A 25,897-nucleotide genomic window follows, 5' to 3' on the forward strand; every position below is an offset into this window, starting at 1 on the left:
GGGGGATGTGTTATTGCTTGACCTGTGCGAGCCAGGCGAGGAGCGCCTGATTGAACGCTTCGGATTGCTCCACGTTAGGAATGTGCCTGGCACCCTCGAAACCCACATAACACCCCGTGGGAAACAGGCTCGCCATGTAACGACTTTCTTCCGGTGTCGCCCTTGGGTCTTGAGTTCCGCATGCAACGAGAACCGGCGTCTGCACGGTATGCAATCGGTCGGTGAAGTTGAAATTGCCGATCGCACGAACACAGCCGATATAGCCCATCGGTGTACAGCACGCCACGGTGTCGCGAATCTGCTTCCAGCGGCGCGGTTTAGCCGCCTGATAACCGGCAGTGAGCCAGCGCGCCATCGTTTTGTCGCCGATCGGCTCCAGTGAGCCGGCCGCATTAATCGCCTCGATCATCGGGTCCCAGAACGTGGCTGCATCCGCCGGTGACTGCGACTGGGTATCGGAGAGCAACAGCGAATGCAACCGATCTCCATGTCGCAGGCCCAGCGACTGTCCAATCATCCCGCCGATCGACAGCCCGACGAAATGAATGCGCTCGATTCCAGTTTCGTCGAGAACTTCAACGACGTCATCCGCCAGCAAGTCGATTGAATACGGGGCCGGCGTCGGAGAACTACCACCGTGACCACGGAGATCCGTACGCAATACGCGATAACCAGCGGCGAGCAATGCCGGGATTTGCTCTGCCCATAGCCCCATATCGGCCGCAAGCGGGTGACATAGCATGACCACCTGTCCGTCTTCCGGACCGACAAGGTCATAACTGGTAACGCGATCGCGCGAACGAAGTAGCATGGCGTTTTACCTTGAAGAGCGTGTTAGCTGGCGTCGACGACGTCGAGTTCCATCGTTCCGACCTTGGAAATCGTGCCCTTCAGCTTGTCGCCGTGGAATAGCTGCGACACGCCTGCGGACGTCCCGGTCGTGATCACCGTGCCTGCCTTCAGCGTACGGTCCATGGTCAGGAAGCGAATGAGATCGCGGACACCGTTGATCATGTCTGCCGTGTGCGCATGCATCACCTGCTTGCCGTTCTGATCCACGTCGATGAACAGATCCTGCGGCTCGCCCACTTCATCCGTGGTCACGAACCACGGCCCGAGGCCGCAGAACGTATCGAATCCCTTGCGGATATTGCGCGTGTTGTGAACGCCATGACCCCACGGGTCACGCGTGCTGATGTCCCAGCAAATCGTGTAGGCATACACGTAGTCGAGTGCGCGTTCCGCACTGACATTCTTTGCATCGCGGCCGATGACGAGAGCGAGCTCGCATTCGTAATCGACATGTTTGGCGACTTTCGGCAAGACCACCGTGCCCCCAGGACCGACGAGTGACGACGTCGGCTTCAGAAACGCTTCGGCCATCAATTCATCGGCCGTCAGCTTCGACCGGTCATAGGCCTGCACGCGGCCGGTCATTTCAGTTTGGTGCGAACGGTAGTTCGCTGCAGCCGCCCAGATCGCCGGCGGATTGTCCGTAGGCGCAAGCAGCTTCACCGCCGACAACGGCACGGATTCACCTCGACGCGCGACGCCGAGTGCAATCTCTGCTTCCGGATTGTTCGCAAGTGCATCGATGATCTCGCTCATCGATGCACCTTGGCGCGTAACACCCGCAATCGCGAGGGCTTTGCTCAGCGGATAAACGACGTCGCCTTCGATCAGGCCTGCTTGGCCATCGTTATAACGGCAGATTTTCATATTTGGTAGTCAGGTTCAGGTTAGGCTCAGACTTTCCACTCGATCTCGGCATTCGGGCCATCGGCGTACGACTCGTTGACGTACGGCGTTTGATCCCATTGCGTCACCGGATCGAAGCCGTACAGCCAGTCGTTCTTGGCGTATTGGTGCGAGGAGCCGTGCTGATCGACTTGAGCCTTCTGCGCCTGCGTGTCCTTCATGTGCTTGAATCGCAGGTTGGTCAGCGAGAAACGCTGCACGCCGTGGACACGTGGAACGCGAACGCGACGGAAGTTCTCGAATGCTTCCTCGACCGAACAACCCGACGACAGCCAGCGGCCGAGAATGTAGGCATCTTCGAATGCCTGGCAGGCACCCTGGCCCGCGTTCGGCACCATGGCGTGAGCGGCGTCGCCGATCAGTTGGACACGGCCGAAGCCCCAGTTGTCGTTGATCGGGCGTGCGAAAAGGCCCCACTTCATGCAGTCGGTCACGAGGTCGAGCAACCGCTTCAGGCGCGGCTCCGGATTCGGGAAGCTGGCACGCATATCGTCCGGATTGCCCTTGCCGTTCCACGTTTCTTCAACCCAGTCGCCGGTGTCCTGCTGCGTGACGATATTGACCATCGTCTTGTTGCGGATGTAGTACGCGCGAATATGCGCACCGGGGCCGACCCATTCGATGTGGCCGTTCGGCGCCAGGATGTCTTCCGGCACGATGCTCGCGTCGAGCAGCGCACGCCATGCCATCTGGCCGGTATACGTCGGCTTGTCGTCGCCATAGAGCGTCTGGCGAAGAACCGACTTCACGCCGTCTGCACCTATCACATAGTTCGCTTCGACCACGTTGCCATTTTCGAACTTGAGTACAACGCAGTCTTCACGCACGTCAGCGCTCACCAGACGGTGGCCGAGATGGATGTGGGACTTGTCCACGGTCGATGCGAGTGCGTCGAGCAGATCGGCGCGGTGAAATGAGTAGTAAGGCGCGCCCCACTTTTCGGCGAGCTTGAAGCGGTCACGCGATTGAATGAACTCGCCCGTCTGCATCTGAAGCATGTACTCGCCCGGCGAACGGTGGCCCACTGCATCCACCGCTTCCCTGGCGCCTAGACCCCACAATGCCTTGACCGCTTGCGGGCTGCAGCTCACTGCTGCGCCGATTTCTCCCAACGCGGGCGCTGCTTCGAAAAGCTCGGCATCGACGCCGAAGGTCTTCAGCGCATTTGCAGTTGCTGTTCCCGCGAGCCCACCGCCGACAATTGCGATTCGGCATTTCGTTACCATGGCTTTTCCTTCAAGAGACGTCGTTAAGAATGTGAAGTGACTATATGGCGCGAACGACGACACAACAATTCAACAATTCAGCCGAATACATTAGCTTCGATGATGCTTTCAGATAAGAAATAAAGAACTGAAGGAAAATGGCCCGCGCACCTCGTCCGAAGTAGCTATAACGCCATTTTTCCTTGCGTTTTCCCCTATACGCATGACGTCAAACCGAGAGAAAATCGACGCCACGGCGTTATCTGTTGATTCACATCCGGATATACCCGATATAAGTACAAGTCCCTAGCCTGTTCGTAATTCCTTCGCAGGACTGGAAATTATTGATGTTGCGACCTTCGAGCGGCGCAAGGTAGACTCAAGCGCGATTAACTATCTCGTCAACCATCATGCCGACACAGCTCGACTGGTATCTTCATCTCAATCTGAAAACTCGCCATCTCCGGTTATTAGTCATGCTGGACGATCTCGGAAGCTTGAAAAAAGTCGCCGAGGCAACGCATGTGACATTGCCGGCGGTATCGAGAGCCCTAGCCGAGCTTGAAAGGGGATTGGGTCTCGAGCTATTTGTCCGTACCTCCCAAGGCATACGTGCAACCGAGTATGGTGAGTGTCTCGTTCGACATGCACGCAACATACTGACCGACGTGCAGCAAGTACGCGACGAACTCAATTCGCTGTACAACGGATCGGGTGGGAAGATTAATATCGGCGTGTACCCGGCATCGAGTTCCGTGCTTGTCCCCAAGGCATTACACCTGTTGAAGCAGCGCTCGCCGAACACGAACGCCCAGGTTATTGAAGGCACTCGCCCGCTTCTGCTGCCACAATTGTGGGAGGGAAAAATCGATCTGATAGTCGGGCGCTTGCCTGCCGTTCCACCGTCAAGCGGCTTCGATGAAAAAGCCCTGCTGGAAGAACGGCTTGTTCTCGTTACAGGCCCTCAACATCCGCTGGCAAAGCGCAAACATCTTCAATGGTCCGATTTACAAACGTATCCGTGGGTATTGCCTTCCCCCGCCTCGCAAATTCGCGAACCCTTTGAACGCATCCTTGAGATGCAAGGACTCGAATTCCCAAAGAACTATATCGAAACAATGTCGGTTCAAATCGCACGTTCCTACCTCTATGGCAGCGACGCGATTTCGGTGCTAGCGAATACAGCGGCGCGAGACAAATTTCAGCCGCTCGCTGTCCTGCCCTTGGCGCTTCCTCCGATGTTGCGAGCGACCGGCATCATGTGGAACCGGAATCGCCCTTTTAGTGCGGCGACAGAATTAATGATGGACTGCCTTGAAGGCGCGGCCGAAGCGATACGTGAGACGGCGCGATCGCAAGCTAATCCCGTTTTTTAAGGGGCTCGGCGTTGAACGCCGGTCTCCGGAAACTTCAACAGGCCGAACCACGCATTGGATCCGGCCCCGGGTAATCATTGCACCGGCTGGAACGCAGCAGGTGCTCAGCCAGTTTTATTTTAAGAACAGCATGGTTGAGAAAGGCACGCTCGTTTCAGGGGCATGGAACGCCGGCGTCGGTCGTGCAAGGCCCCATTGATCGCGACGCCCTTTCGGAAAACCCCACTCATCCGGACCCTTGAACTTGTAGCTCTCATCAACCTGCTCGACTTCAGCCGTGTATTCGACGATAAATCCGCCCGGCCCGACGAAATAACAGAAGACGTTGTCGCAAGGACCATGGCGACCAACGCCCCAGCCGATCGCGTGACCGGCTTCCGTCATGCTTCCGGCGGCGGACATCACCGAATCGATATCCTGCATTTCGAAAGCCAGGTGGTTGTACGAGCTCGACTCCGAAATGAACAGCGCGAGGCTGTGATGGTCCGAATTGCAGTTCAGAAACGTAATGGTTTTGCTTTGGTCGATCATGCGGAAGCCGAGCTTCTCAACAAAGAATTTTGCTTCGCGATCGGGACTATTCAACACAATGTGCGAGACCTTGCCCGGCCGATCGGCCTGGGTCTCGCAGTCAGCATGTTGCTTCGGTTCCGCCACTACCCGGAAAACGCGGCCCTCGTCCGGGTCGCGGAACGAAAACCCATAGCCGCCGCCGATGTCATCGAGAGGGCCGACCGTATCCGTCGTTTCCACGCCCGCATCGCGGAGTGATGCGAAGAGCGCATCAGCCTGTTCCCTCGATTCGATCGAAAGATCGATGCGCAGCAGTTGCGACTCCCGAAACCGATGCAGGGCAAGCGTATAAATGTCCCGCCCTGTGCCTCGCAGATAAACGCTATCGGGCGAGGCCGATACCACATTGAGACCCCAATCCTGTTCGTAAAAGCGTGCAGCTTCTTCGAGATTCGGCAATCCGAAGTGCACGCTACGAACACCGCTGATGCCTGTTTTCGTTGGCATTGTCTTACCTCCATTGTAAAAGTCGAGAGTCGGGCCCGGTGTTTCGGCCACCATCCTGCCGCTCCCATCACATCACTGCTTCACTTGACGCCGCGAGTTGTCCATCTACGAGTAGAAGTATGCCAACTGCAACGGCGCTCGACCATTGAGAAAATCTTTGCAATGCTTGCGCGATCACCTAAGCGGGCGCGAAGCTCGAGCGTGTTAAGAGCGGTCAGGGATTTGCGGCTTGACGCTGACGATTTCGGCATCGAGGCCTTCGATAGGGATCGAACCATCGCAATTTGCTAGCGTATGCGGGTAGTCGGCGATCGCTATCTTCAACGGGATGTTCTTATTCAGAATCCGCACCCCTCTTATGCATCAACAAGCGCCGTTGTTTCGTCGAATAGCTCATCGACGGACAGGCCGCGATTGATGAGTTTCTGGTCCAACGCCCAATCGATTGCGAGTTGCAGACCCTTTCGATTGGCCTCCAGTCCCGGCGCCGGAAGCGTCTGAAGCGCTTCTGCCGGCGCCTGTGCCCGGCTTTCCATCAGCATCCGGTAGATCTCACGGACGATATCCGGCCGCTCCTTCGAAACCCGTTCATGGACCACAAAAACGTGATTGATCGGAATGACCCCTTCGCGGTTGCACCATTGCCGTGATGCGGCGTGCGGATCGGGAATCAACGTACTGATGCGATCATCCTTCGGCATTTCCTGACCGAGGATTGCTGCGGCCAATTCGCCCTTGAGCATCATTTCAGGAAGCGACGATCCAGCCGGCAACCGTTCGCTGTTCGGCGGATCCTGATACTCGGAAAAATGACCTTCATCCACGGTCATCCACTGCACCTTGTCGATATCGACACCGTATTCGTGCTGAAGAATGCCGCGCACCCAGAGACCGGTTGTTTGCGCGTAGCTGCGGATGCCGACCTTCTTGCCTTCGATATCCTTCGGATTCAAGTGGCCGAATTCGCCGTTGAAGCCGATACAGTGATGTTGATGGCGCCCAAGAATCGGCATGGGCAGCATCACCCACGGCTTTCCAATGGCGCGCGCCTGAAGATAAGTGACGATCGCAAGCTCACCAGCGTCGAAGGCCCCATTGCGGACCATCGGTTTGAACCCATTGTGTGCAGCTTGCGGAGCCGTACTGCAGTCCAGATTGACGATATCCGAAGTCACACGCCCTTGCTTCAATGCGAGCGTGTTCGGATAGCCCGCCATATTTGTGCGTAGTGTTGATTGCATGCTCTATATCCGGTTTCAATTCCCATTGACGATCGTCCGTCGATCGCGCCCCATGACTTCATGAACGAGATTCTTCATGCCGAACATGATGCCGCGAAACACGACTCCCTTGATTGAGTAATACCGCTTCCAGGGTTAGAGGACCTGTTAACCATGTATGCGATGGTTCAGCACGAGCTGATTCATCTGCGCAGTCCTATCCGGCCGACACGCATATGTCGGGTCGGAGACCATCCGATTTGCGCCGGAGGCCGTGGGGGGGTGCTAAGGGAAGTTGATCCAGAAGCCGGACTTTATTGACGATGCCCGGCGATATATCGATGCTTCGGCCATGGAAGTGGAAGCCTCTGCGCATCTTCAGTGACGATGCGCAGAGGTTTACCCCGAGTTATCCCGTCTTTAAAATGATCAACACGGCTGAAGCGCATTGACGTGTGCACCTCACCCTTAGACCGCTAAGCGGCGTTCCGCACATCCTCAAGCCAGTTCAGAAGCACTTGATTGAATGCATCGGCCTGTTCGACGTTCGGAATGTGCTTAGCACCGTTAAATTCTTCGAAACGGCCGTTCACGAACAGTGCCGCGATCTTGTGACTTGCTTCAGGCGTCGCGCTAGGATCTTCGCTGCCACAACCAACGAGCACTGGCAACTTTACTTCGCCGAGACGCTCGGTGTAGTTGAAATTTGCGAGCGCTTGCGCGCAACCGATATAGCCCGCCACGGTGCAGCCCGCGACGGTCGCGCGAATCTGATTCCAGCGCAGCGGGTGCTTGTTACGATACTCCGCCGTCAGCCAGCGGCCCATCGTGTCATTGGCGAGCCCCTCTACGCTGCCGGCCTGCTTGAGCTTCTCGATTCGATTGCCCCAATGCGTAGCCGCATTTGGGAAGCTTTCGCTTTGCGTGTCGCAGAGAAATGCCGAATACAGACGATTCGGATAGCGCAGCGCCAACGACTGGCCGATCGCGCCGCCGATTGACAGGCCAACGAAGTGAAACCGCTCGACACCCAATGCGTCTGCGACTGCGATCACATCATCCGCCAGCGCGTCCATGGTATAGGGCCCTTCGGCTGCACGACTGCCACCATGCCCCCGCAAATCCGTACGAAGTACCCGATAATCCGCGGCCAACAACGCCGGCACCTGTTCTGCCCACAGTCCCATGTCCGCGGCCAGCGAATGCATGAACATCACGACCTGTCCGTCTTTTGGGCCAACGAAATCGTAGCTGATCGTGCGATCGACAAGCGGGAGCAACATTGCAATTTTCTCCTTGATCTAATGTCAGCGGCGCGCCTTCCGCCGACGGTGTATTTCTCAATCTGCAATAGCCAGCTAGAGATGATATAGCCGGCTTTAGGCGGCCGAAGGCCAAGGGCACTTACCTGGCGGCGAGCAGATCCGGCAGCTCGCCGACGCTAGCCTGTTGATCAAGGTTCAAAATGAAGTCGACGAGACGCTTTGCCTGCTCTTCGGGGATCGCCTGCTTCGAAAGCTTCATGAACTTGGCGACGACTTCCTCTTCGCTCGCGAAATCCCTTTCGTTACCCCGGCCCGCTTCAACCGTGCGCTTGAGGCTCGTGCCGTCCTTGAGCAACACTTCGACGTGCACCATATGACGGGACTTCGAACCGCGCGCCGTGATTTCCGCGTCGTGGCGCACTTCGACCTTTTCGGCAATACGCATACGATCGGGGTCGGCCACCATGTCTTCGGTGAACTGCGCAACGAAAACGTCGCCGTCGAGCAGCAGCGTCGCAACGCAGTACGGCAGGTTGAGCTGCGCCGACGTCAGGCCTTGTGGCACGTATTTCCAGCCTACGTGATCCATCGTCACTTGCGAACCGTGCACGATGACCTTCTCGACGTCTCCTGCACCAAACGGACGCTCCGCCTGCATTAGCCGGATTGCATCGAGCGTCGTGTGATTGCTGGCCACGCACGAATAGAATTTCAGTGCGATGCCCATCGTTTGCCACACCTGGCCGAGGCCCGCGGTCAGTTGCCCCTTGTCGAAACGATCGGTCGAGCGCGAGAGCGTCGTGCAGAAACCGCCATATTCGCTTTCGAGAACGTTGATGATCCCGGTAAAGCCCTTCGCTGCAAACAGCGCGCCGTAGAGACCGCTTTGTGAAGCACGACCGGCGTGCATCCGCTTGACCATCGCACCATACTGGGCCGCCATCAGACCGGATGCCTGCGTACCGGCGATGCCGAGTGCGTGGACGGTCTGGTCGGCGCTCAGGCCGAGCGCGCGGGCGGCGCCCGAAGCGGACGAGAATACGCCGACTGTCGCCCCCGAGTGCCAGCCTTGGGCGATGTGCTCCGGGCCCATACAAATGCCAACGCGCGGGCCGATTTCGTAACCGGCGACAGCCGCAGCCAGGAAACCACGGCCGGTGATGCCGGGCTTGCCTTCGGCGATAGCGATCAATGCTGGCAAAACGACGGCGCCCACGTGCAACACGCCTTGGCGATGCACGTCGTCCAGTTCGAAGCCTTGCACTTGCGAACCATTGACGAGGACAGCATGCGGGGCCGACAGCCGCTGATTCGTACCCCATACGCGACTTCCCTTCGACGTATCGACGGCCGCCAGACTATCTTGAAGAATGCGGCTCCACGGCAGCGACGCCGCATAGAGCGCACATCCAGCGGAGTCCAGAATCAGGAGCTTGATTCGCCGGATCACTTCCTCGGGAATCTGCTCATACTGAAGCGAAGAGACGAATTCTGCGATTCGGCGCGTTTGCGGATTGTCGTGGGTAGTATCAGCCATTCTATTGTCGAATCCTTGAAGTGTCTTGAGCACGGGTCTATTGAGACAGAGACGGTGCGATCGTGCCAGCAAAGCTTCCGCAATACTATTGAGTATTACGGTACCCACACTAAATGATCCTGTTAATCTGTTTTATAACCCGGCGTCCTGCGGATGGCCCGTAGTCGCGCATCTCCGATTAACCAATGTGTGTACCCGCGGTTCGCTAATTATCAATCGACATCGGCTGACTCAAGAGAGCATCATTCGATGAGCACTTTTCCAATAGCTCAACGAATCGGATATCCCGACATGACCGTAAAGATTCTACTGACTGGCGATATCAATCTCATGAATGTCGCCGATCCCGCAGTTCCCTTTCGTCAGGTCACTGCCGACCTCAAGGCAGCAGATTTCGTTTTCAGCAATCTCGAATGCTGTCTGTACGCACCCGATCATGGCGTGTCCGTCGATCTCAATCGCACCAATGAAGGCTTCTTCGCAAACCCGGCAACCGGTGTCGCTCTGCGCGAAGGCGGTGTCCAGGCCGTGGGTATCGCGAACAACGTCAATTACGGCGCCTCAGCGATCCTCTCCTCGATCGACAACCTCGCAAAACTCGGCATCCCTCGTACAGGCGCAGGCCGGAATGCAGACGATGCATGCGCACCCGTGATCGTCGAACGTAACGGTCAACGTATTGGTGTCATTCAACGCACTGCCGTCTATTGGACGACGAACCACGAAGCCTCGGCGGTGACGCCGGGTGTCGCGGTCCTGAAAGGCCATACGTCTTATCAGATCGCTTTCCATCGTCTTGGACCGGATCAACCGACGCCCAATCGCCCCGGCGTGCCTCCGCTCATCCATACGTGGGTCGATCCGAAATATCTGCGAATCCTCAAGGATCAAGTCGCCAAACTGCGCAAGCAAGTCGATATTGTGATCGTCTCGCTGCACTGGGGTCTGGACAAGGAAGTCCTCGAGTACATGACGGAACTGGCTCATGCATCGATTGATGCGGGTGCCGATCTCGTTATCGGCCACGGACCTCACTATTCGCTGCCAGTGGAAATCTACCAGGAACGGCCAATTTTCTACGGACTGGGAAGTTTTTCGTTCCACACGGGCCACGCCGGCAAGAAGCATGGCGATTGGGTCGGCATGATGGTCAACTTCACCGTCGATAAAAACGCCGATCCGCGTACGAGTTTCCGGTTTGTTCGTCATAACGACGACAACGAAACCTACCTGTGCGATCCGAAGGCCGAAACGGAGATGCTCGAAGAATTGCGTGCCCGAAGCGCAAAGCTTGGCGCAGGACTCGAAATAGAAGGTCAGGACGTCGTTCTTACTCCCTTGACCCAAGAATCCTGACCTGAAATCACAATGGCACTCACCGCTTCACAGACATTGGCGTCTTTCGCTGTCAATTTTCGCGATCGACCGATTCCCGACCATGTATTGACCTACGCGAAATATTGCCTGATCGATACCGTCTCCGCCGCCACTTACGGGGCTGAATTCTCGTGGAGCAAGGCCGTGATGGCATACGCTGCACGCTATGGAGTTGGCGGCACGAGCACGGTGCTTGGCAACGCCTCGATGCGTGTGCACGCCCCCATGGCTGCTTTGGCCAACGGGGCACTGGCGCACGCGTTCGAGATGGATAGCATTCGCGAGCCGAGCGCCGGCGTTCATGCAGGGGCTACCATTGCGCCCGCAGCGTTCGCCGTGGGCGAAGAATGTGAGGCAGATGGTCTTTCGGTCTTGAAGGCGTTCATTCTAGGTACGGAAGTCGCGTCGCGTATTGGCGTGGCCAGCCATCACAGTCCCGAAAAGATCGGTTTCCACGCGCCTGGCATGACCGGTCCCTTCGGTGCAGCGGTTGCCGCCGGCCTGTTGATGGGACTTGATGCCGAAGGACTCACCAACGCGTTGGGCCTCGCGGGTTCGCTGACTTGCGGCCTAATGACGTTCAGCAAGGCCAGGCACGGTTCGATGGTCAAACGTCTGCATCCTGGTCGTGCCGCTGAATCCGGCGTCCTGGCCGCACGTCTGGCCGATTCCGCGTTCGAGGGACCCGAAAGTATTCTTGACGGACCATTCGGATTCCTTGACGTCTACTGCCGAAATCTTCCCCAAGACGTCTGTTCATTGACCGCTAATCTGGGCGAAGATTGGGAAACAATGCGTACGGGTCTGAAGCGATATGCGTGCCACGCGAATGCTCAGACTGCGACTCAATCGGCGTACGATCTTCAAAGACGGGATAAATTCCAACCGCAAGAGGTTCATCACATTACTATTGAAGGCAATGAACGCCTGATCGGCCGGCATGATAATACGGAACCGCTCGATATCATGCAGGGGCAGTACAGCCTGCCGTTCTGTGTCGCGTTGGCACTGTATCGTGACCCGAACGACCCGCGATCGTTCAGCAGCGAATCCGTTAGTGATCCGGAAATCCGTGCACTGACCCGTAAGGTCAGGGTCACGACCATGCCGACCAAATCGGTTCGCCATACTCGCGTGACGATCCGTCTTCTCGATGGATCAGTATTGGTCAATGATTGCGAGGAATATAAGGGCATGCCGACCAATCCGGTTACCCTCGACGATGTCTCGATCAAGTTCAAGAGCCTGACGCGTTCACTCGGTGAGCGACGTTCGGATGTTCTTTTAGACCGTCTTATTACGCTGGAAAAACAGGATCGCCTGCCGTTTGCGTGAGTCACCACCCGTCCCAAAGGAACAAAAAATCTCATTGACGAGTATTTCCGAACAACACAGGAAGCTTGATGTGCGCGTACTCGTGTTTGACGCCGGGGCCGATGGCCTGACGCTGGCAATCGATCTGGGACGACACCGCATCGATGTTTTAATCGTCGAAAAGCAGCTTCGCGCCTCCAGGCTGCCGAAGATGTAACGCGGCCACCGACCTTCTATCTGATTCGTCCAGACTCACACATCTGTTGGCGTGGCGACGAGATGCCGAATTTCAGCAATACGCTCGTTGAAACGGACTGTGGCGACAATGCATTCGAAACCGAACCCAGCCGCCGATTCGAGATCACGCTCGGAGACGACGCCAGAACGCACGCGGCGACCGCGAATAGGTCCTTCATAGACTCAGGGGCCTCCCATCAACGTCGCAACAGGATCAATACATCAAAAAATCCCGTAGTTTCCTGGGCTTTTTTAATTAGTCTTTCACCGGAGCCGCAACATAAGATCGACGAGATCCGCCGTGAAGACGCCGACCGGACCCGCGTCGTCCATGCACATATCGGGCGACACGCATCGCATGCAGTTTTCATTGTTATGAATTACTAGGACGTATATGGATGCCGTCACGTCACGTTCGGTCCGGAGCAAAATTCAATTAATTCCGATGATCATCGCCGTACCTATGTTCCTTCAGGCCGTCGATACCTCGGTACTAGGAACAGCACTTCCCTCGATGGCCATATCTCTACGTACGGAGATTCTCCACCTCAACATGGCCGTCACCTCCTACCTGTTGAGCCTAACCGTTTTCTTGCCCGCCAGCGGGTGGATGGCAGATCGCTGGGGCGCCCGGCGTATCTTCTGTTGGGCGATCGGCATCTTTTCTCTGGCCAGCGCCTTGTGCGGACTGGCAACGTCTCTCGAGCAGATCGTCGCGTTTCGGATCTTGCAAGGCCTGGGTGGCGCCATGATGATGCCCGTGGGCCGTTTGATTCTCCTTCGAAGTGTCCCTCCGGCTCAAATGGTAGCGGCCATGACCTGGTTCACGATTCCCGGCGCCGCTGGCCGCGTCTCCGGACCACTGATCGGCGGCATACTCGCCACCTTCACCTCCTGGCGATGGATTTTCTATCTCAACATCCCGTTTGGCTTACTGGGTATTTTGCTGTCGCTCAAATATGTGCCGCCAATCAAGGAAGATGTCGATGAAAAATTCGATATATCGGGATTCCTTCTGATGGGATTGTCCTTGGCCGGAATCATATGCGGCCTCGAAACAGTCGGTCGCAATTTCGTTTCCGTGTCCGTTACATGGGCAATGATTGGCGTGGGCTTTCTTTCCTTCGCGGCTTATGTGATACACAACCGCCGCGATGCAACCAACGCGATCATTCCGCTCGGAATCTTCAAGATCAAAACGTTTTCCCTGATGACGTTGGGCGGTATGCCCGTCCGAATCGCGGTAGGATCTACGCCGATTCTGATTCCGTTGTGGATGCAGATTGGATGTGGAATGTCACCGGTCGAGTCGGGACTGATGGGTGCCGCGCTTTCGGCTGGGCTGTTCGGGGTCCGGATGGTGATGGAACGATCCGCCAAGGCGATTGGATTCCGCTCGATCATGCTAACTTCAACCGTGCTGATGGCGGGCATGTTCGCCGGTTACGGTCTGTTCACCAAGCAGACGTCGCATTGGATCATGTTCGTCATCTTCTGCCTTAGCGGCATATTCCAGTCCATGACGATGATCTCGATAAATACACTGACGTTCACGGACGTTCCCAAGCATTTCTCAGGCAAGGCCACGGCGCTCTCGACCATGCTGCAACAAGTGTCGATGAGTTTTGGTGTGGCCTTCGCGTCACTGTGCATGACGTTCACGGCACGTTTTCACGGCCACTCGCCGCAGAATCTGGTGACCGCCGACTTCCCGCCTACCTTCTTCATCATGGGCGCATTCACGCTCGTCGCGTTGTTTTCTTTTGGCCGCCTTGATCGCAGGAAGGGCAGAGAATTCGCGCAATCGAAGCACGAGCCGCAGATCGAAGAATAATCATATGCAGGCACTTTCACGTTAGCGGAAAGACGTGGATAGCGACCTTTTAGCCAAGTATATGGCTTGAACTCGTCAAGCTAACACAGCCATAACGTGATCTACAGATGCATTTGCGCATCCGGAGGCTGCCTGCAGCGAGTTTCCCGATTACCCTGGTGCGTGGAGTTGGCGCCCGGAGCGTCTATCGGCCGGCAGATTTTGATGCAGCTCCCCAGTTGCGTTCGCTGCTACTACCAAAGCTGCATTTAGTGCCTCGCCGTCTCAAAGCTTGTGTAACCTGGAGGCCGCCCATGGCTCATGGGCCGGGCGCCGGACCAAGTCTGCAGGGCGAAGTGAGCCGGCTTCTATCCGACAGCCCCTACCTCAGCTGATTGACCGGTCGACCCACTTGCGAGCCGGCGACTTTTTGGAAGCGTGGTTTGATGAAAAGAAACTTGAACTGAAAGCCAGCACCGAGGCCGGGTGGACTCGCACGGTTCGTAATTTACTGTTACCGCAGCTTGCAAACCTTTTGCTCATTGAACGCACCCGCGAAAGTATCGTTTCATGGCTTAGGTCTCTCGACGTAGGCCGCAAGAGACCTATGTCGAATAAGCGCCTGGCGAGCATCCAAACGGTTCTGCGACAAGCGCTCGCGATCGCGGTAGAAAGAAAGCTGGTTGATGTCAATCCACTGGCGTCATACACATACTCTCGAAAGATCTCAGTCCGCGTCAGCACGTTCGATCTGGAGGCACTTGCTGTTAAAGATCGCGTCGATCCATTTTCTACTGAAGAGCAAACCACTCTCATCTATGCCGCCGAACCTCAAATGCGCAATTACATACAGTTTGCACTTTGGACAGGCTTGCGCACTAGCGAACTCGTTGCACTCAACTGGGGCGACGTCGACTGGCAAGCCGGGACCGTACGCGTCTGGAAAGCGATGACAGCCGAGGCAAAGAGCAAAGGGCAGCGGAAACGACAAAAACGACGGCTGGCCGGCGCGAAGTAAAGTTACTGCGTCCTGCGCTTGAGGCTCTAGCCGCACAGAAGCGACACACCTAGCAAGCCAATGAAGCCATTTTCCACAACGCGCGCACCAACGAGCGGTGGGCTGGGCACACGAAAAGTTTGGGACGTTGGCTGTCTGTAGCACGTAAGGCAAAAATCCGTTATCGAATCCGTATCAGACTCGTGGATGCCGGAAGCAGATCGCGGTGCAGGCAGTCGCGCAGTCGCAATGTTCTCAACTCCGACCACGCCGGCGACAGAATCGCCTGCGACGCAATAGTGGCGTGAGCGTGTCATTCTTGCGGGGTACTGCGGGGTAATGTAGGGGCAAGAACAGCTTGAAGGAAATCAGTCGTGTGGAGGAACTCGATTGGCTTCCGGAAAAGTAACCAAATAGCTTCCGCTTTGGCCGGATTCTGAGGTAAAAATGGGCCGCGGCGCCGGGCTTTTTACTGAAATAACTTCCAAGATCGACAACTTTCAACCATAAGTCTTCCATCGTCGCAAAAGGTCGTCAACCATCGTTGCGGCTGGCCCCATGGGTGTCTGTGGCCGTTCCCAAGCAAGAACCTCCACGCCAGGCGTCTCAAGATCGGCCATTGCCGCCGTTCGGATGTTCACGCTGGCATGCCCGCCTTCCGCAGTACAGCGGTCGTTCGACAGCGGCCATCGCGAAACGACCGCTGTGACATCAACGAATGCGTACTTTCGACCCGAAGCTGACGCTCACTGCCGTGCACTTCGAACGTCCTCTTCCAAACTGATAATGCCTTCGCCGATCCTCACATGCGCGCTCTCCGCCTGAAGAGCGGGCACGAAGCGGATGTTCTATTTGCTGGAAACGCACATTCGCGATCTCAAATGGCATGAGTTTCGACCAAAGTGCCCTTAACCAAACCCTCAACCTGCGCGCCGCGAAATTCAATAGACTAGGTGGTTACCCTAGTGTGAAATATGAAGCATTGCCGCAGAGAACGCGCGCCTCACTTTACGCCAACAAGGGTCGCCCATGTATTTCATAGTTAAAGCCGCTAGCATCGTCGCCTTCCTGATTCCGGCGATCACCTTCGCCCATTCGATTGAGCCTCTCACACGCGAACAAGTCCGCAAGGAACTCATGCAGCTCGAAAATGCAGGCTACAACCCGCTCAGCAATTGCACGGGCGATTGCCCCGGTAGCCTGCGACGCGCCGAAGCGACTCTGACGCGGCACCAGAACGATGCAAGTGCCGCCTACGGCCCCAACTTCGATGGCACCGAGCAGTCGGGCAGATGACCAAACGACGCGGAATCTCCGTCGCTGACAGCGGGTCAGGCGGAAAGCCCCGCAGTCCATAGCACATCGCGCGAGGCCGGTCACCCTTCCCCGTCACGCATTACCGGGCGATATCGCCGGACTGAGCGCTTCTATTCCAGCGTGCACCATAGCCAGTCGGGTCCGCGGCCGCCCTACGCGCCGCGACCCGAAACTCCGCAGCCTGGATCTCGCCATCCGGGAAATCCGCCCAGGCAGTCGGGCCGTAGCCAGCATTTTCAGCCCGCACGAGTTCCGCGCGGACTTGCGCGCGGGTGAGCGTCTGCTGGGTTCCTTGCGCGAACGAGATGACCGGCACAGCAAGGGCCAGCGCTCCGACTACTCTGACGAGCGATTTCATGGAAACACCTCCCCCAGCATTGCGTGATTGCACTACGACACGGGCTTGCGCGTAGTTTGAATCACAGTCTAGCAGCACTCGATAGTTAGGGGATTTACCAATCTATCAGACGCGCTTTGCATGCAATGCAGCCATCGGGGCAAGACCACCAGAAGTTAATTGCGTCGGATCTCCAACGGAACAATTAGAAAACGGTTCAGTGTGTGTAACGCGGTCAGTGCAGCGCATCGCGCCTTGCGAGCGGCTTGAACAGGCGACTCCACGCAAGACTGACCACGATCGTCGCCAGACCGCCGGCAACGACCGAGCCGATGACGCCCAGACCCGTCGCGGTGACGCCGGACTCGAATTCCCCGAGTTGATTGCTCGCGCCGATGAACAACGTATTCACCGCCGCCACGCGTCCTCGCATGCGATCGGGCGTTTCGAGTTGAATCAGGGTTTGCCGCACGATCACGCTGATCGTGTCCGCGCCCCCCGATATCGCCAGCAAGAACAGCGACACCGGAAACCATCGAGAAAGTCCAAACCCGACAATGGACAGGCCATATATCGCCACCGCGATCAAAAGCTTCCTGCCAACACCGCTGACGATGGCCCGTCGGGCGAGGAACAGCCCGACGCACAACGCGCCCACTGCCGGTGCGGAGCGCAGCAATCCCAGTCCTTGCGGTCCGACATGCAGGACTTGCCTGGCATAGACGGGCAGCAGCGCGGTCGCGCCACCGAACAGGACAGCGAAGAGATCGAGCGAGATGGCCCCAAGCAACAGAGGATTGCTCCAGATGAAGCGCAAGCCCGCGAGTATCGAATCGGCGGTGACGGGCTCACGCGGCGGCGGCGTGTGGTCATACCGAACCAAAGCGTACATCACGGCGCTCATGCAGAACAGCACCGCGCTGCTCAGATACACCGTGACCACGCTGACAGCGAACAAGATCCCGCCCAAGGCGGGTCCGGCGATGACGGATATCTGCTGAACCACCGTGCTCAGCGCCATCGAACGTGCCAGAAGCTTCGGCGGAACGAGCATCGGCAAGAGCGCCTGCTGGCCGGCCATCTGAAACGGCCTGATCGCGCCGAGCGCAAGGGAAAGCGCAAGCAGCGCGTCTCGCGTGATGCTGTGACTGGCGGTGGAGATCGAAAGCAGTGTCGCGGCTAAGGCCTGTAGCGCAAGACATGCAGCGACCATTCGCCCGCGATGCAACCGGTCGGCGCAATGACCCGCAATGAGCGTCGTCGCAAGGCCCGGCACGAACTGGAAAAGTCCCACCAGCCCGAGATCCCACGCACTCGATGTCAGGTCGTACATATGCCAGCTGATCGCCAGCATCAACATCTGCTGAGCGGTGATGGAACCCATGCGCGCGATCAGAAAGCGCGTGAGCGGCGCGTGACGCAGCAAGGAACTCACGTCGTCGGCGCCCGTCTGCATGGCGGGAGATGGGGTATCGCGTGAAGGCGTCATGACGAGATTGCTGACGTCGCTTGCGCCGCGTCGTCGTTGTGCGCGCTTGCGTTGACCTTGGGCGCCCACTTTCGTCGCAGCAGCACGATGGTGCTGGTGGCGCCGAGCAGCAGGAACGCAAAGATCGCCAGCATGGGCAGCGTGTAGCTGTGCCCGACATGAAGCAGCCAGCCCGACAAGCTTGCGGAAACGCCCCCTGCAAGACTGGTGGCGACTTGCTGCAAACCCGTGTTCAGCCCGACCGCCTGCTTGGGAATAAGCGTCAGCTTGACCAGCGCAAGATTGTTCGCGGTAACCAGGCCTAGCAACGAAAGCGAAGCGACGTTCCAGAACAAGGCCATGTGCGGCGAGCGCGCATAGGCGCCGAGCACTACCGTCGTGCCGCCCACGAACCCGACCACCATGAACGATTTGCGCACCAACACGGCATCGTGCCCACGCGCGATCAAACGGTCGGCGGCCCAACCGGCAATCGCCGCCACAACAGCAATGCCCGCGAAACTTACGAACGTGAAAAGCCCCGATTCCCCGAGCGTCAATCCACGCTGCTCGACGAGATAAGCCGGCATCCACGTCATGCAGTAAAACGCGAAATAGCTGTAGCAGAAGTTGGTGATCAAGCCGCCCCACACCACCGGACTCGACAGCAGATTCGTCAACGGCACCGAAGCCGCCCTTCTCTTCGATGCAGCCAGTTCCACTTTCGATGGGAAGTCGCTCCTCACCATCGCGAGCCACGGCATCAGCCAGAGCAATCCGGCCAGACCCGTGACGATGAACATTGCCTTCCATGAACTTACCGAAATGAGCCAAGCTGCGATCGGTGCGCCGAGCGCGGGCCCCATCTTTCCGCCGATGGAATAGATCCCGAGCGCCGTGCCTTTTTGCGTTTCATCGAAGTGATCGGCAAGGTAGCGATAAGTTGCCGGAACGGCCACGGATTCCGCGACGCCGATCATGAGCCGTACCACGATCAACGCGGCAAGCGTGGTGACGACGCCCGTCGCAGTCGCCGCGAGACACCACATCAGAAAGCAGATCGCATAAGGCCACTTCACGCCGTAGCGATCGACGAGCCAGCCCATCGGCATCTGAAGCAAGCCGTATGACCAGAACATCGCAGAGCCGAGCCAGCCACGCTCGACATACGTCAGCGCGAACTCCTGCACGAAGTGATGGTCCGCGAACGCAGCGGACATGCTTGTGCGATCGACGTGCGAGATCATCAGCCCGAGCGCGAGCAGCACCAGCACGCCCCAGCGGTTGCCGCATTGATGCCGGGTGATCGCCACGATGTTCTGGTCTCCAATATTCGTCTTACGTCGCACTTCAACCCAGGCTGCCGGTCACATCATCGAACAGCTCATCGACGGACAAGCGTCGCGGAATGATCTTCTGATCGAGTGCCCAATCGACTGCGAGCTGCAGGCCTTTCCGGTTCGCCTCCAGCCCGATCGGAGGGAACGCCGCCGGAACGGTCTCCGCAGCTTCGCGGCTCTCGACCACCATGCGATACAACTCCCGCACGATATCCGGCCGCTCCTTCGACAACCTTTCATGCACCACGAACATGTGGTTGATCGGCACGACGCCGGAGCGCGCGAACCAGTCTTTCGCGGCGGCTTGCGCATCGGGCACGAGAGTGCGCACGCGCGCGTCCTTCGGCATGTCCTCGCCGAGCAAGGCGGCCGTCAGTTCTCCATCGAGCATCATCTGCGGAATCGATGAACCCGCTGGCAAGCGCTGGCAATTCGACGGATCGCTGTATTCGGCAAGATGGCCGTCGCCGAGTGTCATCCACGTGACCTTGTCGAGATCGACGCCGTATTCGTGGCGCAGAATGCCGCGAATCCACAGCGCGGTCGTCTGCGTGTAGGTGCGCACGCCGACCTTTTTTCCTTCGATATCCTTAGGATCAAGATGACCGAAGTCGATGTTGTAGCCGGCGCAGTGATGCTGAAAACGGCCCGAGATCGGCGCAGGCAGCAAGACATAGGGCTTGCCGTAGGCTTTCGCCTGAAGGAAGGTGACGATCGCCAGTTCGCCGGCGTCGAACTGGCTCTCGCGCACCATCGCCTTGAAGCCGTTGTGCGCAGGTGTCGGCCCACAGAAGTCGAGGTTAACGAGCTCCGAGTTCACGCGGCCGTCCCGCATCGCCTTCGTCACGGCATATTCGGCAAGATTGATGCGCAGCGTCGGCGCTTCGGTCTGCGTCGTTGTCATGGTGTGTGCTCCTTGTTGCTTATGTCGTTGGATGTCAAAGCCGCACTTCGATCAGGCAAGGACCGGCTTCGCGCGTCGAATCGGTCAGCGCCTTGTGGAAGCCTTCGGCCGTCTCGACGGCCACCGCCGGCACGCCCATGCTCTGCGCCATCGCGAGCCAGTCGATACGCGGCTTGTCGATATCGATCATCGATAACGCGCGTTCGCCCGGCGCGCCCGCGCCCATGTTGGCGTACTCGGCCTTAAGAATCGCATAACTGTTGTTGGCGAAGATGATCGTCGTGACGTTCAATCCTTCGCGCGCCTGCGTCCAGAGCGACTGGATGGTGTACATCGCGCTGCCGTCGCCAACCATGCAGAACACGCGACGGTCTGGGCAAGCCAGCGCCGCGCCGGTCGCCACAGGCGTCGCATAGCCGATCGAACCGCCCATGTTGTTGATGAGATCGTGTGGACGCGCGCCCATCGTGAGGCTCATCGACTCGCGCCCTGTCGTCAGCGATTCATCGACGACGATGCAGTGCTCCGGCAACGCCGCCGCCAGCGCATGCGCGATGCTCACAGGATTGAGCGCGCCCGTCGGAACCGGCGTCTCGATCCGCTGCTGCAGGAGCGGTGTCATGTCAGGCGCGCCGAGCGCCTGCAGCAGCAGGTCGAACGCGAGTTCACTGTCTTCATCGGCATCGACGAGCGGATGCACGAGCGTGCCTTCCGCCTTGAGCAGACTCGGCTTGTCCGGATACGCGAAGAACGCGACAGGTTCCCGCGTCTCTACGGTAATGATGTGCTTGAAGTCCTTGAGGAACGCCGCTGCCTGTGCGACCGCATACGGAATGCGCGCGAGCGGCACGCGGCCCGCGCCCCGCTCGATGCGCGCCGTGAAGAACTGCGAGCCCAGCAACGCGCCGGTTGCGGCTGCGATGCGGCCCGCCTTCTCGAGCGCTGCGCCGCGCGTGGCCTTGTTCGCCAGAACGATGAGCGCCGGCTCGCCCGAGCGAAGCACGCGCGCAACGTGCTCGATGCGTTCGGCGCTCGGCCCTCTGCGTGCTTCCACGCCAGCCGGTACCGAAGCAGGCGATGCATCGACTTGCTGCCACGATGTGTCGCCGGGGAGAATCAGCGTGGCGATCTGACCCGGATGTTCGCTCGCCTTGGCGACGGCCTGAGCCGCATCCCACGCAATCGTGTTCGACGATTCCGCGCGCCGCACCCAATGACTCAGCGGCCGCGCGAGACCTTCGATGTCCGACGTCAGCGGCGGATCGTACTTGAGATGCGACACCGAATGCTCGCCCACCACGTTGACCATGCCCGACGACGCGCGCTTCGCGTTATGGATGTTCGCGAGACCGTTCGCAAGTCCAGGACCGAGATGCAGCAGCGTGGACGCCGGCGTGTCCTTCATGCGATACCAGCCGTCGGCCGCGCCGGTGGCCACACCTTCAAACAGACAGAGCACGCTGCGCATCTTCGGATTGTTGCCGAGCGCGGCGAGGAAATGCATCTCCGACGTGCCTGGATTGGCGAAGCAGATATCGACGCCCTGCCCGACCAGCGTCGCGACGAGACTTTCGGCGCCGTTCATCAGTAACCTGCCAGTTCGCGCGCGAGACCGACCACGCCATAGGTGCGTGCCGGCGCCGACATCAGGAAGCGATAACCCTCTTCCTGCAACCGCCGATGATTCTTCGCGGTCACATGCGGATTGCCGACTACCACGTTGTGCTTGTGGCAGGTCTCGACAATCTGACGCATCGCGGCAACTACTTCGGGATGTTCGTACTGACGCGGAAACCCCAGTTCCTGACTCAGATCGCCCTCGCCGATCAGGATGAAGCCGATGCCCGGCACGTTGGCGAGCATGTCGTCGAGGTTCTCGATTGCCTGGGTGCTTTCGCACATCAGGCCGACAAGGATCTCGCCTTGCGGCGCGAGCGGCCAGACATCGGCTTTCTCGTAGTATTCCTGCATCGACAGGCCCCAGTAGCGCGCGGCATTGGCAGGGCCATCGCCTCGCGCGCCTTTCGGCTCGTACAGCGGTGCGTTCCTGGGACGCGCATAGCGGCATGAAGCGACGGCGTTGTACGCCTGCTCGACTGTCGCCACGTGCGGCCAGATCACGCCATAAGCGCCGCGATCGAGAACTTGCTTCGCGAAGCTCTGATTCATCTCCGCACCGTTCGCGGGAATGCGCGCGAGCGGCGTCACTTTCGGCGCGAACGAGCCGGATTCGGCGATCTGCTTGCGGCTCAACATGTACTGGAGTGCATCGCCGAGAGCGGACACGTCGTACGGGTTGTGCTCCATCTCGAAGACGAGGCCGTCATAAGGCGCATCGCTCATTTCGATGGCGGTCTGTTTGTCGAGTTTCGCAAACGCAGCGTGGGCCGCCTTACCCGATTCGAAGGCGCGGATGATGCCGTTCAGGCGAGTGTTTGACATGTCTACCTCTCTTATTGGCTCAAGGCCGGATAGAGCTTCTGCGCGGTCTTGCCGAAGATCCATGCACGGTCTTCAACGCTTAAGCAGGCAAGGCCTTGCTGAGCGGTCGCGAGAATCTCGCTCAATGTGCCGGTCGACGTCGGGAAGTTCGAACCCCAGGCGAGACGTTGCGCGCCGAATGCCTCGACCACGCGTGGGAAGAACGTCTCCGCACTCGCCTTCTCTTTCTTCACATCGCCGAAGATGCGCGGCGTGAGCTTCATGTAGACGTTCGGCAGATCGCGCAGCGCGAAGAGTCCGGCGGCATTCGCATACGGCGGGCCGTCGAGGACGTCGGGACGCGCGAGATGATCGAGGATGATGTTCACCGTCGGAAACCTTTCCGCGAGCATGCGCACCTGCGGCAAGCCGACCGGTCCCGTCTGGATGCACATTGGAAGCTTTAGTTCCGCGAGCATTTCCCACGCCTTGAACGAGCTGGGGTTATCGAGTTCGCTCGGATCGAAGTCCTTGGTGGAACCGCCGGTGAAGATCCGCAATCCCGCCAGGCCTTTGTCGGCCCATCCTTTGATGACGGCGGCGACGTCGTCGGCCAGCATGTCCACGGAACCCACGGCGATGAGCCGGTCCTTGTACTGATTGCAGCCGTCCACTACGTAGCGGTTATCGAAGCCGTAAGTCGTCGACGAATGCACGACAGCCGCCTTCGCAACGCCCGCTTCGTCCATCGCCTCGATCAGCGCTTCGACGGTATTCGGGCGTTCCTGCGACCAGTCCGAGCGCTTGCCGAATAACGGCGCGGGCGGATAACGCTTCTCGTCGTCCGAGATGATGTGAGGATGAATGTCGATAATGTTCATTACAGTCCTTTCGCCTTGAGGTGCTTGTCCAGGCGCGGATAGACGCGCCGCACGTTGCCCTCGAAGATGGCCTGCCGGTCCGCATCGCTGAGTGCTTCGCATGCATCGATGTAGCGTTTCGTATCGTCGAAATACTGGTCGGTGTTCGGATCGCGACCACGCACCGCGCCGATCATTTCCGAGCCGAACAGCACGTTGCTCGTAGGCACGACCTTGGTCAGCAGTTCCACGCCCGGATGGTGATAGACGCAGGTATCGAAGAAGATGTTGTTCAACAAACCTTCGAGCGGACGCTTGGCGATCTCCAGCGACATGCCGCGATAGCGTCCCCAGTGATACGGCACCGCGCCACCGCCATGCGGAATCACAAGGCGCAGAGTCGGGAAGTCCTTGAACAGATCGCCTTGCAGCAACTGCATGAACACGGACGTGTCCGCATTCAGATAGTGAGCGCCCGTGCCGTGATGACACGGATTGCACGATGCCGCCACATGGATCATCGCGGGCACATCGAGATCGCACAGTGCTTCGTAGACCGGATACCACTCGCGGTCCGTCATCGGCCTGCCGGTCCAGAAGCCGCCGGTCGGGTCCGGATTCAGATTGCAGCCGACGAAACCCATTTCCTCGACACAACGGCGCAACTCGGGAACCGAGTTCTTCGGCGGCGCCAGCGGCGATTGCGGCAACTGGCACACGGGCACGAAGTTGTCCGGATAAAGATCGCAGACGCGGCGCACGAGATCGTTCGATACCTCGGCCCATTCCAGGCTCGTTCGCTCGTTGCCGAGGTGATGGCTCATGAGGCCGGCGATCGGCGAAAACAGCGTGAGGTCGCCGCCGCGTTCCTGTTGCAAACGCAGTTGACCGTTGCCGACGCCTTCGCGGATTTCGTCATCGGAGACGTGCGCGCCGGAAAGCGGCGGCGCATTCGCCGGATCGTCGGCGGACGCGATCTGCCTGGCGCGCCAGTCGCGGAAGGAAGCGGGGACGGTCGTGAAGTGTCCGTGGCAATCGATGATCATGTTCTATGGCTTCCGTGCAAGTTTAGACGCGTGGATCGACGAACAGCTCATTCATGGGCATGCGCCGCGGCGTGAGGCCCTGCTTGAACGCAGTCGCTTCGAGCGCTTCGATGGTCTTGCGGTTTTCTTCGATGCCGTAGGGCAGCGGATCGCGACCGACGATCTTTTGCAGCTCGATGTACTTCTTGTTCTTCTTGTCGTTCAATTCGCCTGCATTGAGTTTGGCGAGCCAGTCTTTCTTCGCTTTGTCAAAAGCGTCATAGATCGACTTCGCGACCCACGGATGCTCGGCCAGCACCGAGTCCTTCACCACGATCGTGCCGTGCATGGGATACACGCCGGTGCGGGCGTAGTACTCCGCTTCCAGCTCCGCCGCATTCGGGAACATGTCCGGGTAATCCGCTTCGACTTCCTTCCAGCCGCCGGTGGGATCACCGGTGCGGCCAATGCCCGCGTTGCCGTGGAAACCCGCGACCAGCTCGCCGTTAGCCATCATCTCCGCGAGCGACGTGCCCTTCGGTGCATGGATCACGTTCGGCGGCAGTTCGAGTTGAGTGACGTGTTCTTCGTCGTCGACGACCCAGGTCACTTTCGACGGATCGAGGCCGAATTCATCAATCAGAACCTGCCGCGTCCACGCGCCAGTGGTCACCGAGTAGGCGCGCACGCCGACCTTCTTGCCTTCGAGATCCTTGGGCGTCTTGATGCCCGCGTCCGGGCGCACCAGCAAACCGGAGTGGTGAAAGCGGCGCACGACGAAGATCGGCAGCGCGACGAACGGCGCGCCATAGGCACGGGCGATGATGTAGGTGGTCGGCGCAAGCTCGCACACATCGAATTCGACATCGCGAACCATGCGGCGAAACGCGCCGATCTGCGGCTGAACGGTGATGAACTCCGCGTCGACACCCTCGATCGGGATCGAACCGTCGCGAATAGCCGAGGTATGCGGATGCTCTGCGATCGCGAGCTTGAGATGGACCTTCTTAATCACTTGAGTCTCCTTGGAGGAATGATCGTGCGGCTACACGAGTTCGTTTCATTGACGACATGATCTTTCGAGATGTGCTATGTCGTCTATTGAA

The 25,897-nt window shown here is 58.5% G+C and carries 23 protein-coding genes; 7 read left to right on the forward strand and 16 right to left on the reverse strand.

What is annotated here, in order from left to right; all coding sequences use genetic code 11:
- Positions 1-10: 10 nt before the first annotated feature.
- Genes ACZ9H4_RS25045 through ACZ9H4_RS25055 form a run of 3 tightly spaced genes read right to left on the reverse strand, consistent with a single transcriptional unit; the run spans position 11 to position 2,984 of the window.
- Positions 11-811 (reverse strand): alpha/beta fold hydrolase, encoded by an 801-nt coding sequence (locus tag ACZ9H4_RS25045; RefSeq protein WP_408156735.1) that lies wholly within the window; start codon positions 809-811, stop codon positions 11-13.
- A 23-nt stretch (positions 812-834) separates the two neighbouring features.
- Positions 835-1,719, reverse strand: a complete 885-nt coding sequence (locus tag ACZ9H4_RS25050; RefSeq protein WP_408149438.1) for a fumarylacetoacetate hydrolase family protein — start codon at positions 1,717-1,719, stop codon at positions 835-837.
- 26 nt (positions 1,720-1,745) lie between these two features.
- Positions 1,746-2,984: an FAD-dependent monooxygenase gene (locus ACZ9H4_RS25055; RefSeq protein ID WP_408149440.1), complete on the reverse strand. Its 1,239-nt coding sequence runs from the start codon at positions 2,982-2,984 to the stop codon at positions 1,746-1,748.
- 389 nt (positions 2,985-3,373) lie between these two features.
- Between ACZ9H4_RS25055 and ACZ9H4_RS25060 the strand changes: the two genes are divergently transcribed.
- Positions 3,374-4,339 carry a LysR substrate-binding domain-containing protein gene (locus tag ACZ9H4_RS25060; protein ID WP_408156741.1) on the forward strand — a complete coding sequence of 322 codons (966 nt, stop codon included), beginning with the start codon at positions 3,374-3,376 and terminating at the stop codon, positions 4,337-4,339.
- A gap of 114 nt (positions 4,340-4,453) precedes the next feature.
- Here ACZ9H4_RS25060 and ACZ9H4_RS25065 read toward each other — a convergent pair whose 3' ends face one another.
- The 4 genes from ACZ9H4_RS25065 to ACZ9H4_RS25080 form a co-directional block, all read right to left on the reverse strand.
- Entirely contained in the window at positions 4,454-5,359 is a 906-nt protein-coding gene (locus ACZ9H4_RS25065) for a VOC family protein (protein WP_408325408.1), read from the reverse strand.
- Between the two features lie 356 nt (positions 5,360-5,715).
- A complete protein-coding gene (locus ACZ9H4_RS25070) occupies positions 5,716-6,600 on the reverse strand; it encodes a substrate-binding domain-containing protein (protein ID WP_408149446.1) in 885 nt (294 codons plus the stop codon).
- 455 nt (positions 6,601-7,055) lie between these two features.
- Positions 7,056-7,862 (reverse strand): alpha/beta fold hydrolase, encoded by an 807-nt coding sequence (locus ACZ9H4_RS25075; RefSeq protein ID WP_408325405.1) that lies wholly within the window; start codon positions 7,860-7,862, stop codon positions 7,056-7,058.
- Positions 7,863-7,983: 121 nt separating this feature from the next.
- Complete coding sequence (locus ACZ9H4_RS25080) at positions 7,984-9,381, reverse strand: MmgE/PrpD family protein (RefSeq protein WP_408325403.1); 1,398 nt, start codon at positions 9,379-9,381, stop codon at positions 7,984-7,986.
- A gap of 291 nt (positions 9,382-9,672) precedes the next feature.
- Here ACZ9H4_RS25080 and ACZ9H4_RS25085 point away from each other — a divergent pair, with 291 nt between their 5' ends.
- The 6 genes from ACZ9H4_RS25085 (at position 9,673) to ACZ9H4_RS25110 (ending at position 16,415) form a co-directional block, all read left to right on the forward strand.
- On the forward strand, positions 9,673-10,737 hold the full coding sequence (locus ACZ9H4_RS25085; RefSeq protein WP_408325400.1) for a CapA family protein: 1,065 nt from the start codon (positions 9,673-9,675) through the stop codon (positions 10,735-10,737).
- 12 nt (positions 10,738-10,749) lie between these two features.
- The gene (locus ACZ9H4_RS25090) at positions 10,750-12,093 is read left to right on the forward strand and encodes an MmgE/PrpD family protein (protein WP_408325398.1); all 1,344 of its coding nucleotides are present in this window, start codon (positions 10,750-10,752) and stop codon (positions 12,091-12,093) included.
- Positions 12,094-12,127: 34 nt separating this feature from the next.
- Positions 12,128-12,289, forward strand: coding sequence for a hypothetical protein (locus tag ACZ9H4_RS25095; RefSeq protein ID WP_408325396.1), 162 nt, complete (start codon positions 12,128-12,130; stop codon positions 12,287-12,289).
- Positions 12,290-12,703: 414 nt separating this feature from the next.
- The gene (locus ACZ9H4_RS25100; protein ID WP_476121475.1) at positions 12,704-14,143 is read left to right on the forward strand and encodes an MFS transporter; all 1,440 of its coding nucleotides are present in this window, start codon (positions 12,704-12,706) and stop codon (positions 14,141-14,143) included.
- Positions 14,144-14,552: 409 nt separating this feature from the next.
- Entirely contained in the window at positions 14,553-15,140 is a 588-nt protein-coding gene (locus ACZ9H4_RS25105; protein WP_408325390.1) for a site-specific integrase, read from the forward strand.
- A 1,008-nt stretch (positions 15,141-16,148) separates the two neighbouring features.
- A complete protein-coding gene (locus tag ACZ9H4_RS25110; protein WP_408150181.1) occupies positions 16,149-16,415 on the forward strand; it encodes a DUF4148 domain-containing protein in 267 nt (88 codons plus the stop codon).
- 100 nt (positions 16,416-16,515) lie between these two features.
- Here the strand turns inward: ACZ9H4_RS25110 and ACZ9H4_RS25115 are convergent, their stop codons facing one another.
- The 9 genes from ACZ9H4_RS25115 to ACZ9H4_RS25155 form a co-directional block, all read right to left on the reverse strand.
- Positions 16,516-16,794, reverse strand: coding sequence for a DUF4148 domain-containing protein (locus ACZ9H4_RS25115; protein ID WP_408150183.1), 279 nt, complete (start codon positions 16,792-16,794; stop codon positions 16,516-16,518).
- A gap of 214 nt (positions 16,795-17,008) precedes the next feature.
- A complete protein-coding gene (locus tag ACZ9H4_RS25120) occupies positions 17,009-18,229 on the reverse strand; it encodes an MFS transporter (protein WP_408325665.1) in 1,221 nt (406 codons plus the stop codon).
- A gap of 29 nt (positions 18,230-18,258) precedes the next feature.
- A complete protein-coding gene (locus ACZ9H4_RS25125) occupies positions 18,259-19,554 on the reverse strand; it encodes an MFS transporter (RefSeq protein WP_408156759.1) in 1,296 nt (431 codons plus the stop codon).
- Positions 19,555-19,591: 37 nt separating this feature from the next.
- Positions 19,592-20,485: a substrate-binding domain-containing protein gene (locus ACZ9H4_RS25130; protein ID WP_408325387.1), complete on the reverse strand. Its 894-nt coding sequence runs from the start codon at positions 20,483-20,485 to the stop codon at positions 19,592-19,594.
- 34 nt (positions 20,486-20,519) lie between these two features.
- Positions 20,520-22,070, reverse strand: coding sequence for an acetolactate synthase large subunit (locus ACZ9H4_RS25135; protein WP_408325384.1), 1,551 nt, complete (start codon positions 22,068-22,070; stop codon positions 20,520-20,522).
- Entirely contained in the window at positions 22,070-22,927 is an 858-nt protein-coding gene (locus tag ACZ9H4_RS25140) for an HpcH/HpaI aldolase family protein (protein WP_408325382.1), read from the reverse strand. The genes ACZ9H4_RS25135 and ACZ9H4_RS25140 overlap by 1 nt, the downstream gene beginning before the upstream one ends.
- 11 nt (positions 22,928-22,938) lie before the next feature.
- A complete protein-coding gene (locus tag ACZ9H4_RS25145; protein WP_408150191.1) occupies positions 22,939-23,787 on the reverse strand; it encodes an amidohydrolase family protein in 849 nt (282 codons plus the stop codon).
- The gene (locus ACZ9H4_RS25150) at positions 23,787-24,812 is read right to left on the reverse strand and encodes an amidohydrolase family protein (protein ID WP_408150193.1); all 1,026 of its coding nucleotides are present in this window, start codon (positions 24,810-24,812) and stop codon (positions 23,787-23,789) included. The genes ACZ9H4_RS25145 and ACZ9H4_RS25150 overlap by 1 nt, the downstream gene beginning before the upstream one ends.
- A 22-nt stretch (positions 24,813-24,834) precedes the next feature.
- Positions 24,835-25,806 carry an ABC transporter substrate-binding protein gene (locus ACZ9H4_RS25155; RefSeq protein ID WP_408325380.1) on the reverse strand — a complete coding sequence of 324 codons (972 nt, stop codon included), beginning with the start codon at positions 25,804-25,806 and terminating at the stop codon, positions 24,835-24,837.
- Between the last annotated feature and the right edge of the window lie 91 nt (positions 25,807-25,897).

Source organism: Paraburkholderia sp. TE9906, assembly GCF_056279605.1.

Bases quoted from the DNA above. Each gene is read 5' to 3' on its own strand.
- ACZ9H4_RS25045 (WP_408156735.1), bottom strand. From the start codon at position 811: ATGCTACTTCGTTCGCGCGATCGCGTTACCAGTTATGACCTTGTCGGT.
- ACZ9H4_RS25050 (WP_408149438.1), bottom strand. From the start codon at position 1,719: ATGAAAATCTGCCGTTATAACGATGGCCAAGCAGGCCTGATCGAAGGC.
- ACZ9H4_RS25055 (WP_408149440.1), bottom strand. From the start codon at position 2,984: ATGGTAACGAAATGCCGAATCGCAATTGTCGGCGGTGGGCTCGCGGGA.
- ACZ9H4_RS25060 (WP_408156741.1), top strand. From the start codon at position 3,374: ATGCCGACACAGCTCGACTGGTATCTTCATCTCAATCTGAAAACTCGC.
- ACZ9H4_RS25065 (WP_408325408.1), bottom strand. From the start codon at position 5,359: ATGCCAACGAAAACAGGCATCAGCGGTGTTCGTAGCGTGCACTTCGGA.
- ACZ9H4_RS25070 (WP_408149446.1), bottom strand. From the start codon at position 6,600: ATGCAATCAACACTACGCACAAATATGGCGGGCTATCCGAACACGCTC.
- ACZ9H4_RS25075 (WP_408325405.1), bottom strand. From the start codon at position 7,862: ATGTTGCTCCCGCTTGTCGATCGCACGATCAGCTACGATTTCGTTGGC.
- ACZ9H4_RS25080 (WP_408325403.1), bottom strand. From the start codon at position 9,381: ATGGCTGATACTACCCACGACAATCCGCAAACGCGCCGAATCGCAGAA.
- ACZ9H4_RS25085 (WP_408325400.1), top strand. From the start codon at position 9,673: ATGACCGTAAAGATTCTACTGACTGGCGATATCAATCTCATGAATGTC.
- ACZ9H4_RS25090 (WP_408325398.1), top strand. From the start codon at position 10,750: ATGGCACTCACCGCTTCACAGACATTGGCGTCTTTCGCTGTCAATTTT.
- ACZ9H4_RS25100 (WP_476121475.1), top strand. From the start codon at position 12,704: ATGGATGCCGTCACGTCACGTTCGGTCCGGAGCAAAATTCAATTAATT.
- ACZ9H4_RS25110 (WP_408150181.1), top strand. From the start codon at position 16,149: ATGTATTTCATAGTTAAAGCCGCTAGCATCGTCGCCTTCCTGATTCCG.
- ACZ9H4_RS25115 (WP_408150183.1), bottom strand. From the start codon at position 16,794: ATGAAATCGCTCGTCAGAGTAGTCGGAGCGCTGGCCCTTGCTGTGCCG.
- ACZ9H4_RS25120 (WP_408325665.1), bottom strand. From the start codon at position 18,229: ATGCAGACGGGCGCCGACGACGTGAGTTCCTTGCTGCGTCACGCGCCG.
- ACZ9H4_RS25130 (WP_408325387.1), bottom strand. From the start codon at position 20,485: ATGACAACGACGCAGACCGAAGCGCCGACGCTGCGCATCAATCTTGCC.
- ACZ9H4_RS25135 (WP_408325384.1), bottom strand. From the start codon at position 22,070: ATGAACGGCGCCGAAAGTCTCGTCGCGACGCTGGTCGGGCAGGGCGTC.
- ACZ9H4_RS25140 (WP_408325382.1), bottom strand. From the start codon at position 22,927: ATGTCAAACACTCGCCTGAACGGCATCATCCGCGCCTTCGAATCGGGT.
- ACZ9H4_RS25145 (WP_408150191.1), bottom strand. From the start codon at position 23,787: ATGAACATTATCGACATTCATCCTCACATCATCTCGGACGACGAGAAG.
- ACZ9H4_RS25150 (WP_408150193.1), bottom strand. From the start codon at position 24,812: ATGATCATCGATTGCCACGGACACTTCACGACCGTCCCCGCTTCCTTC.